Below are 15,342 nucleotides of genomic sequence, written 5' to 3'. Positions count from 1 at the left end.
AAAACTTAACGTATATGAAGAAGCCACTATCCCTAACGTTATTACTCTCCTCGAGCCTTTTCGCAGCGCTCCCCACAGTTAGTTTTGCCCAAAAGGCAAGTAAACCAAATGTGATCTATATTTATGCAGACGACCTTGGTTTTGGTGATTTAAGCAGCTATGGTGCCAAACAAATCGAAACCCCCAACCTGGATAAGCTCGCCCAAAGCGGCGTACGATTTACCAATGCTCATAGTACTTCGGCAACTTGTACCCCTTCCCGTTTTGCATTGATGACCGGAACGTATCCCTGGCGTCAGGAAGGTACAGGCATTCTGCCCGGAGATGCCAAACTAATCGTTCCAACAGATAAAATCACCTTACCCAAAGTATTTAAACATGCGGGCTACGCTACCGCCATTGTTGGCAAATGGCATATGGGACTCGGAAATCAGGTCCAAAAAGACTGGAACGCACCCATCAAACCCGGGCCTAATGATGTAGGTTTTGACTATTCATTCATTTTTCCTGCAACAGCAGATCGCGTCCCAACGGTGTTCCTTGAAAATGATCAGGTCGTCGCTGCAGAGGCCAATGATCCAATCCTGGTCGACTATGAAAAGAAAATAGGTAACGACCCCACAGGAAAAGAGCATCCCGAACTGCTCAAAATGCATTCTTCACCTGGCCAGGGACATAATCAAACTATTGTCAACGGTATCGGAAGAATCGGTTACATGAGCGGTGGAACACGTGCAAGATGGGTAGACGAAGAAGTTTCTACAACATTTCTTCACAAGGCCCAGGACTTTATTTCGCAACATCAAAACAAACCCTTCTTTCTCTACTTCTGCTTGACAGAACCACACGTCCCTCGCATGCCAGCAACACAATTTAAAGGTAAAAGCAAACTCGGCTACCGCGGCGATGCAATCCTTCAATTGGATTGGACCGTCGGACAAATTCAACAGCAATTGCAACTTTTGGGACTTGACAAAAACACGATTATAATTTTCAGCAGCGACAACGGCCCCGTTCTCGACGACGGGTATATGGATGGCGCTGTGGCCCAGCAAAATGGCCATTTACCCGCAGGTCCACTACGCGGTGGCAAATATAGCATCTTCGAAGGCGGAACTCGCGTGCCCTTTATCGTAAGCGGCAAGGGCGTTGCACAGGGAAAAGTTTCCAATGCATTGATCAGCCAAATAGACCTCTTGGCAACAAGTGCCCAATTATTGGATGTTCCACTAAAAGCAGATGAAGCAAAAGACAGCGCGCCGCTCTTGAAAACCTTAACCGGTCAAGATAATAAGGGACGTAGCAGTATGGTTCAGCATGCACAGACACTTGCCATCGTAAAGGACGAATGGAAATATATTGCGCCAAGCAAAGGTTCCCCCTACATGAAATTAACCGATACAGAAACAGGAAGTCTTCCGGAAGATCAGTTATACGATCTTAAAAATGATATCGGCGAAAAGAATAATGTGGCTTCAAAATATCCAGAAAAGGTCGCTGAACTCAAGCAATTATTGGAAGGAGAACGTAAAAAATGAAACTAAAAGTTGGACTTTCCCTCATCCTCCTCGGATGGGGGACTCTTTTTGCACAACAAAAGAAAAAGCAGCATAAATTGCCCAATATTATATTTTTTTATGCAGACGATTTAGGTTATGCCGAAACTGAGCCCTATGGACAACGATTGATCAAAACACCAAATATCCAGCAACTGGCACATGAAGGTTTACGCTTTATAAACCACTATACAAGTACTCCAGTATGCGCCCCAGCCCGTTGCATGTTATTAACGGGCAAGCATGGTGGCCAATCTTATATTCGCGGAAATTATGAATTGGGCGGTTTCGCAGATAGTCTCGAGGGTGGCCAGATGCCACTACCTGAAGGAACGTATACCATGGCTCACCTATTTAAAAAAGCCGGTTATCAGACCGCTGCCATTGGAAAGTGGGGACTTGGAATGAATAATTCCACCGGAAGCCCCAATAAACAGGGATTTGACTATTTCTTCGGTTACCTGGACCAAAAACAGGCACACAATTATTACCCAACACATCTTTGGGAAAATGAAACAAAATATCCCCTTCAAAACAAGGAAAAATTTGTCCATTCTCCTTTAGATTCCAGTAAGGCCACGGCGGAGGACTTCAAACAGTTTGACGGTAAGGAATATGCACCTGAACTAATGACTGAGAAAGCACTGGCTTTTATCGACAAAAACCAACGCAAACCTTTTTTCTTATACCTTCCTTATACATTGCCGCACTTATCACTACAAGTTCCACAGGAATATGTAGATAAATATAAGGACCTCTTCCATGACAAACCTTATTACGGACAGGACGGCTATACGGCTACCCCCTATCCAAGAGCAACCTATGCCGGTATGATCACCTATCTGGATGACCAGGTCGGCACGATTATGAAGCATATCAAAGCATTGGGAATAGATGACAATACCATTATTCTATTCTCCAGTGACAACGGAACTGGCTTTAATGGGGGCATAGATTATCGTTTTTTCCGCAGTGTCGATTCACTTCGGGGATTGAAAATGGATGTTTTTGAAGGCGGTATCAAAGTTCCGTTAATTGTCAGGTGGCCCAACCATATCAAAGCGAATTCCGAAACAGACTTGATTTCGGCCCAATACGATCTCATGGCTACCTTCGCTCAGCTGGTTCAACAAAGCCCCGGCCACAGCAATGGGCTCTCCCTCCTTCCAACCTGGCTGGGTCAAAAGAACCAACAAAAACATCAATATCTCTATTTCGAATATCCAGAAAAGGGCGGCCAGATCGCCATACGCGAAGGACGCTGGAAGGCAGTCAAGCTCGATCTGAAGAAAAACCCTAAATCAAAATGGCAATTATATGATTTAACAACAGACCCTTGGGAAGAAAAAGATATCGCGGTACAGCACCCACAAATGCTGCTGCATTTCGATGAAATTATCCATAATGAACACCAGCCTGCTCATATACAGGAATGGGAGATTGTAGCGAATAAGATGATTAAAAAATAAATCGATTTCTTTCTTAATTTTTTAATCTTAAAAAACTTGGGTTGTCCGGATTGAATCATGACAACCCAAGTTTTTTATGTAATTTAGTCAAGCAATCCATAGCGGGGCTCGAATGTGAATTTACCTATTGAATGACGTATTGACCACACAGGTGTATAACATATTCCGAAGGCCAACGTAAAACGATCAATAACCAAGTATGCGGCAAATAGAATCATACATCAATACACTTAAAGAAGGTGATGAAATGGCTTTATGCTTTTTTATGGATCATTTTGGTCATTCCTTACGCTATTTTGCCTTTTCTTACCTCCGCAACAAAACCGATGCCGAGGAAATTGTCTCCGATGTTTTTGTTAAACTCTGGAATAATAGACAAAAGGTAGAGCATTATGAAAGCCTTAAAGCCTTTCTTTTTATCGCTACTAAAAATGCCTGTATCGATATGCAAAGAACTACGCAATTCAAAATACGGAAAGAGGAACTCGATATTCTGCAGCATATGTCGGTTCCAGATGAAGATGTACTCAAGAAGATATTCCGAACAGAACTCACCGAGTTGTTACTTGCTGAAATCAATTTGCTTCCCAAACAACAAGCTCAGATCTGCAAGCTCAGTTTTTTGGAAGGCTTGAATACAGATGAAATTTGCGAAACATTGAACACAACCGCATCAACCATCTATTATGCGAGATCCAAAGCATTGCATGCGTTAAAAGAACGTTTCAAATCGAAAAAATTTGAATATCTCACCATCCTAATGCTGACAGCATGGTATACCTTCAAAAGTTAACTGCTACCACACAGCCCGCATCCTCCTCCCAGAAATTTATAAAAGAAATTAAACAACTCGCTATTAAGCGTTTAGGGAAATAACAATCAAAAAAAAATGATCACAAAAAAAAGCTTAGCATTCGGTCGGGCGACCTGCTAAGCTTTTATAAATACCTCTTTGTAAGAGGCAATCAACCTAAACCTAGGACAAAGATAGTGGTTCAAATGATATAAACAAAAATTTTGTTATATTTTTTTTCAACTCCCATAAATTTGTTTTAGCACAGCAATCACAAAAGGAATAGTAAGTGTACAATGTACACTACAATCTTTTTGCATTTTTCAACAGGTTATTTTTTTGGTTGCTTCGCTCAGCTAGTCCCAACCACAGTATTTAACCCTTGCATTATTTATCTTTACAACAGAATAACCGATCATCTCCTGCCTTCGTTTTATCTGTCACTTTTATCTTTACGTACTCAATTGCATCCGTAAATATAGCCTAAAGGTCAATACAGACCACAATTGTTGATTGTCCCTTAACTTTCAAGTCTGCCATTTAACTTAATTTGGTGGTGAAGTCTGATTTCAGATGTAATCACCATGAGCTCTTATCTACCACATTTGTGCGATCTAAACATCGATATTTCATTTAATTATTTAGTAACTTTGGAATCAATCAAAAAAATATCATGTTTACTGGAATCATAGAAACCCTAGGAAAAATAGAAAATATCGAACAGGAAAAAAGCAATATCCATTTTTACGTCAGTTCTGCTATTTCCAATGAACTTAAAATAGACCAGAGTGTAAGTCATAATGGCGTTTGCCTTACTGTTGTTGGATTGAACAATGATCAGCATAAAGTGACGGCAATTGATGAAACCTTGCAAAAGACAAATCTCGCTCAATTAAAGGTGGGCGACCTGATCAATCTGGAACGTTGTACTTTGGCCGGCGGAAGATTTGATGGACATATCGTCCAGGGACATGTGGATCAAACTGCGCGTTGTATCCAAAAGAAAGATGAAAATGGTAGTTTTATTTTTACCTTTCAATATGATGTTTCCAAACAAAATATCACCGTAGAAAAAGGATCCATTACCGTAAATGGTATCAGCTTGACCGTAGTAGACTCTAAAGACGATCAGTTTTCAGTTGCTATCATTCCGTATACACTAGAGCATACCAACTTGCAACAAGTTGAAGTGGGTAGCACAGTCAACTTGGAGTTTGATATTATCGGAAAATATGTCACAAAGATAATGGCTTTACGCGCTTAAAAAATTTGCTATGCTTCCTCGGGTTTAAAGCCGACCCAAGGGAGCATATCCGAACACGCTTCGTTTCGGGTTCTAACAATGTATACTCAGTTTACTCCAAATAGTGTCCCTGACGTATCAATAACGCGCGATATTTGTTGAATACACTCGATTTGGAAACAAAGCCCATATACTTATTTTCATCCCCCAAAACTGGAAGTATCCACGTGTCGTCCTTATTCATTTTAGCCATCACGATTTCCATGTTTTCATTGATACCTACCGTATCATTTGGCTTCTGAGCTAACTTTTCGAAAGTCGTATCCCCCCCATCCACTTCACCCAATAATACGGAGAATAGAAACTCGCTATAAAGAAGCCCCATAAATTTGCCTTCGTAATCAACCACTGGAAAGATATTGCGTTTACTATGGATAATGTCTGTTTGTCGACCTTTTGGTGTTTCGTCGGGGCGTAAGATCACAAAATTAGTTTCCAATACATATTTTATCCGCATCATACTTAACACGGATCGATCCTTGTCTTCATAAGAAATCAGATCGCCAGACTCCGCCAATACTTTGGTGTAAATGGAATGCTTTAAAACCGACCGATTAATCAAATAGGAAATGGAACAAACCAGCATCAATGGAACCATCAAAGTATAACCTCCGGTCACTTCTGCAATCAAAAATATGCCCGTCAACGGCGCATGCATAATGCCGCTCAACGCACCGGCCATCCCCGCTACCACAAAATTTGGAACATTTAGCTCGGCAATTCCAGTCAAGTTTACACCATAAGAAAATGCAAAGCCCAACAGACCTCCCATCACTAAACTTGGCCCAAATACCCCGCCATTTCCACCGCCATTTAATGTAAATAATGCAGCAAGGGATTTTCCAAATAAAGTCAATATCGTATAGCCCAAAACTACTAATCCCATATCCTTGTAGTCTGAGAACAAGCTGTTCTTAACAATCGAGTTAAACTGACCATTGAGAATCTGCTGAATGGTAATATAGCCCTCACCATACAGCGCTGGGAATACAAAAATCATCAGACCCAAGGCGATACCACTGACCCAAACTTTATTATAGGGATTCTTAATCTTAGAAAACCATTTCCCCACACTCCTGGAAACACGTGCAAAGTAAATCGTATAAAGCCCAATCAGCACAGCTAATAGCAAATAAAACAACAATGCCGAAACTTGCCAATCGGAATTGAACGTACTGAATAAGGGTTCATTATAAAGCACCCGAGAGACAACAGAAGCCAATGCCGATGAGATCAGCAAAGGAATGAACACTGGAATGGAAAATTCGGGAAGCAAGATCTCGATAGCAAAAATCATTCCTGCCAAAGGACTGTTGAAGGCGCCTGAAATTCCTGCTGCTGCACCACAAGCCAATAACATGGTAACTTCCTTATACTGCAATCCAAAGAAACGGGCGATATTAGAACCGATAGAAGAACCACCCAAAGCAACAGGAGCTTCCAAACCACAGGACCCGCCAAAGCCAACGGTAATAGCCGATGTCACCACCTGAGAATAAATATTGCTGGGATCCAATCGGCTGCCTTTCCGACTGATGGCATAAATAATCGGGGTAATCCCGTGCTCCATCTTCTTCCCTTTCAAAAATTTGCGAACAAAAAACACGCTGAGCAAAATCCCTATCAATGGAAAAATCAAGTAAACCGAGTATTTTACTTTCCAATCGATATCATCCTGTATAGTCGTTGCAATAAAATGGGTTAATCTTTTTAGCACAGATGCCATAATACCACCAACAATTCCAACCAAAAATGCGAGTATAATGATAAAGTTCCGGTTAGAAACTTTCTTCATCCGCCACTGATTGATCTGGTCTATTTTTTTAAAAAAACGTCTTTTGAGGTTTCTCATATCGTCCTATTGAAAGCTCAACACTTCCTTCTTCTTTTTTGTTTTGAATTTATCGGGTACTACGGCCAATATTTCTTTTTCTAAGGCCTGAATTGCATGTCTCTTTACAAAATTTTGCGTCGTCACCAATGATATCTCCCGTACTGGTTCCGGTGATTTGAAATAACGGATCCTATCCAATTGTTCATCGGAATAATCCCAAATCGACAACTCAGGCAATATCGTGATTCCGTCGTTGATATCTACCATACGTTTTAAAGTCTCTACGCTACCCGTATTATACTCAAATCGCCCTGTAAGATCTTGATTATGTTTATGATGACAAATATTAAGCACCTGACCGCGCATACAATGTCCCTCATTGAGCAACCAAAGTTTATCATCGGCAATATCATCACCACTCAGTATTTTTTTGGGAAACAGTGGGCTATTGGCTGAAATATAAGCGACAAAATTTTCGTAAAATAAGGGTGATTCCAAAATCCCCGGGTCATTTAAGGGAGTAGATAGCACACCACAGTCCAGAAGTCCGACCTTCAATTCATGCACAATCCGTTCTGTCGTATATTCCCAAATCTGCAATTGTAGCTTCGGATATTTCTCCATAAATGTGGTCAGCACATTCGGCAGTAAATAAGGTGCGATTGTCGGGATAACACCGACCCGTAGTGTACCCTCAATTTCCCCTTTTTTATCCTGTACAATCTCATTGATCTTTCGGCTTTCCGTCAATACCAATCGAGCTTGAAGAATAATTTTCTCGCCGATTTCTGTAGGAACAACAGGCTGTCGGCTCCGGTCGAAGATTTTTGCCCCTAAAGACTCTTCAAGTTTTTGTATTTGCATGCTCAACGTAGGTTGCGTGACAAAACATTTTTCTGCAGCTGCAACAAAACTTCGGTAGGTATCAACAGCTATAATATATTCCAGTTGGATTAAGGTCATCTTACTATCTTTAAAGCACAAAATTACGAATCCTGTCGTAAACCAATGTCAAATCCTTTATAATTAAAGTCAACAGGAGTATTTGGCCTGCCGATTATACAATAAATACCTTGCCAAAAAGGTCCAGTATATCCACTATTGTTACATTAGTTCACATAAAAAATCGATTTCATCAAAATGCTTTTCTTAAATTTGGAGATTTACAACAGTTGATAGTTAAAATCCTATGAAGTTTATAAATCGCACGACAATTGCACTAGCTCTATTCTTAACCATGGCAAACAGTCCTTATAGCAAGGCAAATCCCGATGAGGGAATGTTTCCATTGAGCGAATTAAATAGAGCTGGATTGAAGAAAGCTGGGTTAAAGATCAGTGAGAAAGATATCTACAATCCCGGTCAGGTCGGACTGGTAGATGCCCTGGTTCAAGTCAGTGGATGTACAGGGTCGTTTGTCTCAAACCGTGGTTTGATCATTACCAATCACCACTGCGCTTTTTCTGCCGTTCAACTTGCCAGTACTGCAATCAACAATTACTTAAAAAACGGTTTTGTCGCACAAAATCAAGAACAGGAAATTGAGGCAAAAGGATTAAAAATAAGAATTACCGATTCTTATGAGGATGTTTCCGCTAAAATATTAAATGCTGTCGCCAACATCAGTGACCCGGTAGAGCGTATCAATACGATTAAACGTAAACAACAAGAACTGGTTAAACAAGCGGAAAAAGAAGATCCCACGATTAAAGCTGAAGTATCGGAAATGTTTATCGGTAAAAGTTATGTCCTATTCCGTTATAGAACAATCGAAGACGTTCGTTTAGTTTATATTCCACGTCAAAACATCGGTGAATTTGGTGGAGAGACAGATAACTGGGTATGGCCACGCCACACCGGAGATTATTCTTTTCTGAGAGCTTATGTCGGCAAAAACGGAAAATCTGCACCTTATTCTAAAGACAACGTTCCTTACCAGCCCAAAAAACACCTTAAAGTCAATCCAAATGGTGTACGGGAAAATGATTTCACCTTTATCCTTGGTTATCCCGGAAAAACATTCCGACACAGACCAGCACAATATATTCAATATCAACAGGAATATCTTTTGCCTTACGTATCCAACCTGTATGATTTCCAAAATAAACAGATGGAGGAAGCAGGAAAAGACAATACCGATATCGCCTTGTCCTTGGCAACACGCATAAAACGTAATGCGAATGTATTGAAAAACTATCGTGGTAAACTCAAGGGCTTACGAGGAATCGACTTGCTATCGACAAAAAAACAAGAAGACGAAGCACTGGCGGCTTTTATCTTAAGTAAAGCCGAACTGAAAAACAAATATGGAAGTCTACTCACTGATATTGACGCCTATTATCAGCTGAGTGATCAAGATGCCCTGAAAGAGCTTTGGATCAATAATATTTACAATAGTACGAGCTTATTGAAAGTAGCCCGCGACCTAAACGTTCTGAAAACCAACTTAGCAAAGGAAAAATCTTCCCAAGCTGCCAAGCAGCTTTTCGATCTGAATATCGAAAAATTAAAAATCGCTGTTAAAGAAACCTACGAAAGCTGCAATAAGCAGGCTGATCAGCGTATTTTCTCCAGAATGTTGGAAGATGCCATCGCATTCCAAGGTAAAAATCAATTGGCTTCCATTCAGAAATTGCAATTTAATACGGGTACCGCACAAGAATTTGCAACAGAGATTATTCAGAACAGTAAACTTGGCGATCAAAATTACATACTAAATACTGTCTTGGCCAATGCCGATGCACTTCAGAAATTTGACGACAAATTATTGGATTTCCAGGGCAAATTGAACAATGATATTGTCCAGTTCGCTGCTGAACAAAAAAGACGTGAAGGGGTACTGAACAAATTAATGGGCGATTATGTCGCCGTCAAGGAAATTTTTCAGGCCAAAAACTTTATTCCTGATGCAAACTCAACCTTACGTCTGACCTATGGGCACATCAAAGGCTACTCTCCTGCTGATGCAACTTATATGAAGCCATTCACGACAATCGAAGGAATCATTCAAAAAGGAAATCTTGGATTAGCAGAATTTGACTATCCACAAGAAATCAAGACAGCTTACCTCAATAAGAATTTTGGTCCTTATCTTCAAAAAGATCTGGGATCTGTGCCGGTCAATATCTTATATGATATGGATACTACAGGCGGAAATTCAGGATCTCCAATAATGAATGCCAATGGTGAATTAATTGGTGTAAATTTTGACCGTGCTTATGACGCAACAATTAATGATTTCGCTTGGAACGAGAGTTACAGCAGATCCATCGGAGTCGACATTCGTTATGTCCTCTGGGTTGCCGATAAAATTGACAACGCGCATTTCATTCTGAAAGAAATGGGTATTTAATAGGGTCTAAACAAACTTCAAAAAATCCGCTACATCGAGAGATACAGCGGATTTTTTTGTTCATTAGGCTATTTTCTTTTCGCTAAGCGGGAAGATACTATGATCCACGATACTATGAGCCGAAAACTAGCCGTATATCAGAACCTATTCAACTCCTCACGTAGAATTTATCCGTATACTATTTTGCTCCTTGCAGTAAAGAGGAGAAAACAGTCTTCAAACGCAACAAGCCTGTTGTCAAGACTTCCCTTGAACAAGCAATGTTAAGGCGAATAAAGGCGTCACTCCCCTTGCCATACATCGCACCGACATTGACCTGTACATGTGTCTCGTCCAATAAGAGCTGCCCCAATTTTCGACTTGAAATCCCCAAAGCGGCGCAATCTACCCATACCAGATAAGTACCCTCCAAAGGAAGGACATGCAAAGCAGGCAGGTATTCAGCCATAAAGCCTTTCAAATAAACATAATTCGCATGAATGTAGCTTAAAGCTTGATCCAACCATTCCCCACCCGACTCATACGCTGCGATCAGGCCTGTAATTGCAAAGGGACTTATGCTACTTATCTCGTTGGCTAAGAAAGCCTGCTGCACTTTCCTTCTGAGTTCAGGATCGGCTACGAAGACCGTAGCGACCTGGAGTCCTGCCAAATTAAAGGTTTTACTCGGTGCTACACAGGTAATCGAATTCGCCAAAAAGGCTGCACTGATGCTCCCAAAAGGAATATGTGTATGGCCCTCAAATACCAGATCGCAATGAATTTCATCCGAAATGACTAAAACCCGGTGCCGCAAACAGATTTCACCGAGACGTTCAAGCTCAGCTCTAGTCCAAACACGGCCAGCGGGGTTATGTGGGCTACATAAAATAAATAACTTGACTTTCGGATCACTTGCTTTATATTCAAAATCTTCAAAATCAATGGCATACTCACCATTGCGGTAAATCAAGTCATTGGAAACCACCTCAGCTTGATTGCGTTCTATTGAGGAAAAAAAACAATGATATACAGGCTCTTGAACCAAAACCTTGTCACCGGGTGAGGTAAATGCGCTAACCAAAGCCGAAAGCGCCGGTACGACACCGATCACAGGAAGGATCCATTCTGGCTGAAGTACAAATTTATGCCGCTGCGAAGACCAGCTCATAACCGCACTGTAAAAAGCAGCTGGAATAGTGGCATACCCATATACAGCATGTTGAACCCGCTGCGCAAGCGCATCCACAACAGGTTGTGCAGCTGGAAAGTCCATATCCGCAACCCAGAGTGGAATCAAATCGTCATAATCATGTTGATTCCATTTGACCGAATCGGTACCACGACGAACAATCGTTTTATCAAAATTATAGATCATACAGCAATTTACTCAAAATTAGGCTGCATTTGTAATAAAAGCCCAATAAAGTAAAAAGGATGAACAAGAAAGCGGATCAGATGGATATGGCACAGGAATAGCTCGGACTAAATACAATAAAAAATCCAGTATGCCTAGATAAGCAGAAAGCGTTATCTTTACAGAAAATAGTAGGACAACTATGGCCAAAAATAACTTTTCATTTCGTGCTAGATTAAAGAGTTTTCACTATGCCTTCAGTGGGCTAAAAACAGCCTGGCAGGAAGAACATAATTTCAGGGTGCATTGTATAGCGGCCATTATTGCCATAACCCTGTCATTTGTGCTTCACATAAGTACCCACGAATGGATTGCTGTACTCTTTTCCATTGGTTTTGTATTTGTCTGTGAATTGTTAAATACCGCATTGGAAAATATAGCCGACTTTATCTGTCCTGAAGATAATCCAAACATAAAAAAAATTAAAGATATTGCCGCAGCGGCAGTGATGATCAGCAGCATCACTGCGCTATTGATCGGCCTCTTAATTTTTATTCCCAAGCTGATCTCATTGGCCCTTCGCTAAATTTTCTAAGGCGAATTTCTCATCAAAAGCTATCTTTTTAGGATCGGCAAAAGTCATTTTTCCAGCCTTCTCCTCCATCGTACCATAACCTTCCAGTGCACGCTCCTTGGATAGTTTAAATATTACCTGGCGGACGGATTCCTGTCCCTCAGAAGAAAAAGTATAATCGGCAGTTAAAATATCCCCCTTCAATACACCATCAATATGTCCCTTATTACGATCTTTTTCCTTCCAGGCATAGCTTAGATCACCCTGTACCTTTTCTCCATCAACAGTGATTGATAATGAAATGGTATCGCCATTTTTAAGGTATTGATACGTACTCTTTCCAGTAAGAAACCTCCCGGTATCCAAAGGTTGAGTACTCTGAACAGTGTCATTGAGTTTCGTGGAAGCATCCTGTTTTTTTTGTTCCTGATGGCAAGCAGCACAACACAGCAACACTATAAATCCAAAATTTATTATTCTCATCGTGTTTTTTTTGTTTGATAGTATAGATAGCAATTCAAAAGAAATTTTGTTTTAAATAACTAACATTTAAAAATTTAAAATTCAGAAAACAAAAAGCAAGCAAATATTGTTTATAAGTTAGATAGCACTCGGCTATTTTAGCACGATATAAGCTATTAAAAATAAACAATTTAGTAACAATAAAATTATTGCTAGCTTATTGTAAAGCTAATTTTTATTAGTAAATTGTACTCTATAAAATTCAGGAATTCTTAACCAATATTAGTATGAAAGATGTAAGCTTTAAGAAATTTGATAGTGGATGTACATCACTCACAAAATTGTCCATTGAAACAGACTTGGCTATTATTGTTAAAGAGCAAGTTACCATTTCTTCCGAATCCAAAGTTGAAAAACTCAGACGCTGTAAAGAAGAATTACTTAAAAGTCTTTGGTTTGTTCAACGTCAATGTTGAGATAACATTTTCCTCCAAATTTCGACTATCCGCTGATCAGCATATTATGGTCTGACAGCCACACATTCAAGTCACTTTTAACACAAAACAAGCCCCTCCGCTGTTATGCTTCGAGGGGCTTTTAACATGTTTAACAATTCGAATATCACAAGTGATTAAAGCGATTTCAAATGTTTATAGTTCGACTTAATGGTATCCCATACTTCTTCGAAATTACCCGACAACATTAATTTTGCCATACTTTCTGTCATCCCTTTCATTTGACTGAAGGATATCTTGGGCGGCATAGCCAATGCATTGGGATTGGTAAATATATCGATCAGGACAGGCTCATCCGTCATACCAAGAGCTTCAGTGATAACAGCATCCACTTCTTGGGGCTGAGTGACCGTAAATGCGCGTATTCCCATCGCTTGAGCGATCATCGCAAAATCTGGATTGACCATATTGGTTTCCTGATCTTTCAGACCTGATACCTGCATTTCCAATTTAACCATACCAAGTGCACGGTTGTTAAAGACGATGATTTTAATCGGTAAGTTATATTGTTTTATTGTTGCGAGATCCCCCAACAACATGGATAGTCCCCCATCACCACAAAAAGCAATAACCTGACGTTCAGGATGTGTCAATGCCGCTCCAATAGCCATTGGCATGGCATTAGCCATAGACCCATGGTTAAAAGACCCCAGCATGATACGATCCTTTCGCTGATTAATATAACGTGCTCCCCACACACAGCACATCCCGGTATCAAGCAGAAAAATCGCATCATCACTCGCTTTTTGATCAATGGTATGCGCAACAAATTCAGGCTGTATCGCGCATTCACTGCCCGAATCGTCCACATAAGTCATGAGATCTTCCTTGACCTTTGCATAAGAAGCAAGCTGCTTCTCCAGAAATTTTGTATCCGAACGCGCTTCCACAAAGGGTAATACTGCTTTTAAGGTATGCTCGATATCCCCCACAAGCCCATAGTCTACGATGGACCTGCGCCCAAGCTTTTCACCTTCAATATCAATCTGGACAATGGTTTTGTTGGTCGGTATAAAATCTTTATAAGGGAAATCAGTCCCCAAAAGTAAAATAAGATCCGAATGGTGCATGCTTTGAAATGCGGACGCCATGCCCAAAAGTCCGGTCATGCCGATTTCATTGGGATTGTCGCGTTGAATATCCAACTTTGCTTTAAATGAATAACCCACCGGCGCATGGATCTTTTGTGATAACGCTACAATTTGCTCCTGTGCTTTCTTGGCTCCCATACCACAGAACAAGGTTATCTTTTCTGCTTGATTGATATATTGGGCTAAACGCCCAATTTCCATCTCCGAAGGTTTAATTTGCGGCTCGGTAAAAAACACCTTGGTTGAGGTATTCATTTGAACCGCTTCCATTTCTGAGACATCACCAGGCAAACCGATAACCGCCACATCCCGTTTAGAGATAGCCTGTTGTAATGCATTTTGCACCATACGTTGCACCTGCTCGGGCCGGGTAATCATTTGATTATAGCAAGAACAATCGTCAAACAACTTGATTGGATTGGTTTCTTGAAAATAATCGGTTCCAAATTCGTATGTAGCACAGGTTGATGCGATCACAAGCATGGGTACCCGAGTTTTGTGTGCTTCATAAACGCCATTAATCAGATGCACATGTCCTGGTCCACTGCTTCCCGCACAACAGGCGATCCCGTGCAAATCAGCCTCTGCCGTTGCGGCAAATGCTCCCACTTCCTCATGTCTTACATGGATCCATTGCATCGTTCCATCTGCATGAACAGCTTCGTTGAAAAAATTTAAACTATCGCCCGTTACGGCATAAATACGCTGAATTCCCGCTTCCTTTAAAAGACCCACAATCTGGTGTGCTACATTTTTCATACCTATACTATAATTTAAGATTTTGTGACAGCGACCTTATACAAATTATGTTATCGCCACTTAATAACAACAATAATTTAGCGTAATGGTTTGGGATATTACCTGAACAATACAGTATTAGCCAAGCGTATAAAATGATCGCATGTGCAAGGGTAGCCTCGACGGGAAGCAAGGATATACTGCGCCGAAAATTTCAGCCAACAATCCGCTGCACTTAAAATAGAAAAAGATTGTAATCAACAAAAAAGCTGTTTCAAATTGATTGAAACAGCTTTTTTAAAATTATAGACTTAATAAA

At 40.6% G+C, this 15,342-nt stretch carries 12 protein-coding genes; 7 read left to right on the top strand and 5 right to left on the bottom strand.

The window, feature by feature from the left end; genetic code table 11:
• Positions 1-14: 14 nt before the first annotated feature.
• The 4 genes from CBM24_RS09915 to CBM24_RS09900 all read left to right on the top strand — a co-directional run bounded on the left by CBM24_RS09915 (position 15) and on the right by CBM24_RS09900 (position 5,082).
• Positions 15-1,538 carry a sulfatase-like hydrolase/transferase gene (locus CBM24_RS09915; RefSeq protein ID WP_088161080.1) on the top strand — a complete coding sequence of 508 codons (1,524 nt, stop codon included), beginning with the start codon at positions 15-17 and terminating at the stop codon, positions 1,536-1,538.
• Positions 1,535-3,025 carry an arylsulfatase gene (locus CBM24_RS09910; RefSeq protein WP_088161079.1) on the top strand — a complete coding sequence of 497 codons (1,491 nt, stop codon included), beginning with the start codon at positions 1,535-1,537 and terminating at the stop codon, positions 3,023-3,025. Before CBM24_RS09915 ends, CBM24_RS09910 begins: the two co-directional genes overlap by 4 nt.
• A gap of 199 nt (positions 3,026-3,224) precedes the next feature.
• Complete coding sequence (locus CBM24_RS09905; RefSeq protein WP_088161078.1) at positions 3,225-3,818, top strand: RNA polymerase sigma factor; 594 nt, start codon at positions 3,225-3,227, stop codon at positions 3,816-3,818.
• A gap of 673 nt (positions 3,819-4,491) precedes the next feature.
• Entirely contained in the window at positions 4,492-5,082 is a 591-nt protein-coding gene (locus CBM24_RS09900) for a riboflavin synthase (protein WP_088161077.1), read from the top strand.
• A gap of 91 nt (positions 5,083-5,173) precedes the next feature.
• On the opposite strand, the gene CBM24_RS09895 is transcribed toward CBM24_RS09900, so the two are convergent.
• Entirely contained in the window at positions 5,174-6,973 is a 1,800-nt protein-coding gene (locus CBM24_RS09895; protein WP_075992018.1) for a chloride channel protein, read from the bottom strand.
• Between the two features lie 6 nt (positions 6,974-6,979).
• Positions 6,980-7,918, bottom strand: a complete 939-nt coding sequence (locus CBM24_RS09890) for a hydrogen peroxide-inducible genes activator (RefSeq protein ID WP_088161076.1) — start codon at positions 7,916-7,918, stop codon at positions 6,980-6,982.
• A 226-nt stretch (positions 7,919-8,144) separates the two neighbouring features.
• Between CBM24_RS09890 and CBM24_RS09885 the strand changes: the two genes are divergently transcribed.
• A complete protein-coding gene (locus CBM24_RS09885; protein WP_088161075.1) occupies positions 8,145-10,307 on the top strand; it encodes a S46 family peptidase in 2,163 nt (720 codons plus the stop codon).
• Between the two features lie 178 nt (positions 10,308-10,485).
• Here the strand turns inward: CBM24_RS09885 and CBM24_RS09880 are convergent, their stop codons facing one another.
• Positions 10,486-11,664, bottom strand: a complete 1,179-nt coding sequence (locus CBM24_RS09880) for a MalY/PatB family protein (protein WP_088161074.1) — start codon at positions 11,662-11,664, stop codon at positions 10,486-10,488.
• Positions 11,665-11,845: 181 nt separating this feature from the next.
• Here CBM24_RS09880 and CBM24_RS09875 point away from each other — a divergent pair, with 181 nt between their 5' ends.
• Positions 11,846-12,229 (top strand): diacylglycerol kinase, encoded by a 384-nt coding sequence (locus CBM24_RS09875; protein WP_088161073.1) that lies wholly within the window; start codon positions 11,846-11,848, stop codon positions 12,227-12,229.
• Here CBM24_RS09875 and CBM24_RS09870 read toward each other — a convergent pair.
• Positions 12,212-12,700, bottom strand: coding sequence for a hypothetical protein (locus tag CBM24_RS09870; RefSeq protein ID WP_088161072.1), 489 nt, complete (start codon positions 12,698-12,700; stop codon positions 12,212-12,214). The two genes, CBM24_RS09875 and CBM24_RS09870, sit on opposite strands and share 18 nt — an antisense overlap.
• Positions 12,701-12,966: 266 nt before the next feature.
• Here CBM24_RS09870 and CBM24_RS09865 point away from each other — a divergent pair, with 266 nt between their 5' ends.
• Complete coding sequence (locus CBM24_RS09865; RefSeq protein WP_075992013.1) at positions 12,967-13,155, top strand: hypothetical protein; 189 nt, start codon at positions 12,967-12,969, stop codon at positions 13,153-13,155.
• A 155-nt stretch (positions 13,156-13,310) separates the two neighbouring features.
• On the opposite strand, the gene CBM24_RS09860 is transcribed toward CBM24_RS09865, so the two are convergent.
• Positions 13,311-15,044, bottom strand: a complete 1,734-nt coding sequence (locus CBM24_RS09860; protein WP_088161071.1) for a thiamine pyrophosphate-dependent enzyme — start codon at positions 15,042-15,044, stop codon at positions 13,311-13,313.
• Positions 15,045-15,342: the final 298 nt, after the last annotated feature.

Origin of the sequence: Sphingobacterium sp. G1-14, from assembly GCF_002196555.1 — a bacterium.
Taxonomy (GTDB): domain Bacteria; phylum Bacteroidota; class Bacteroidia; order Sphingobacteriales; family Sphingobacteriaceae; genus Sphingobacterium; species Sphingobacterium siyangense.
Note: the sequence above shows the minus strand (reverse complement) of the source record. Positions and strands in the feature narration are given on the sequence as shown.

Excerpts from the sequence above, each read along its gene's own strand:
- CBM24_RS09870 (WP_088161072.1), bottom strand. The coding sequence starts at position 12,700 with ATGAGAATAATAAATTTTGGATTTATAGTGTTGCTGTGTTGTGCTGCT.
- CBM24_RS09865 (WP_075992013.1), top strand. The coding sequence starts at position 12,967 with ATGAAAGATGTAAGCTTTAAGAAATTTGATAGTGGATGTACATCACTC.
- CBM24_RS09860 (WP_088161071.1), bottom strand. The coding sequence starts at position 15,044 with ATGAAAAATGTAGCACACCAGATTGTGGGTCTTTTAAAGGAAGCGGGA.
- CBM24_RS09900 (WP_088161077.1), top strand. The coding sequence starts at position 4,492 with ATGTTTACTGGAATCATAGAAACCCTAGGAAAAATAGAAAATATCGAA.
- CBM24_RS09910 (WP_088161079.1), top strand. The coding sequence starts at position 1,535 with ATGAAACTAAAAGTTGGACTTTCCCTCATCCTCCTCGGATGGGGGACT.
- CBM24_RS09905 (WP_088161078.1), top strand. The coding sequence starts at position 3,225 with ATGCGGCAAATAGAATCATACATCAATACACTTAAAGAAGGTGATGAA.
- CBM24_RS09885 (WP_088161075.1), top strand. The coding sequence starts at position 8,145 with ATGAAGTTTATAAATCGCACGACAATTGCACTAGCTCTATTCTTAACC.
- CBM24_RS09875 (WP_088161073.1), top strand. The coding sequence starts at position 11,846 with ATGGCCAAAAATAACTTTTCATTTCGTGCTAGATTAAAGAGTTTTCAC.
- CBM24_RS09890 (WP_088161076.1), bottom strand. The coding sequence starts at position 7,918 with ATGACCTTAATCCAACTGGAATATATTATAGCTGTTGATACCTACCGA.
- CBM24_RS09915 (WP_088161080.1), top strand. The coding sequence starts at position 15 with ATGAAGAAGCCACTATCCCTAACGTTATTACTCTCCTCGAGCCTTTTC.
- CBM24_RS09895 (WP_075992018.1), bottom strand. The coding sequence starts at position 6,973 with ATGAGAAACCTCAAAAGACGTTTTTTTAAAAAAATAGACCAGATCAAT.
- CBM24_RS09880 (WP_088161074.1), bottom strand. The coding sequence starts at position 11,664 with ATGATCTATAATTTTGATAAAACGATTGTTCGTCGTGGTACCGATTCG.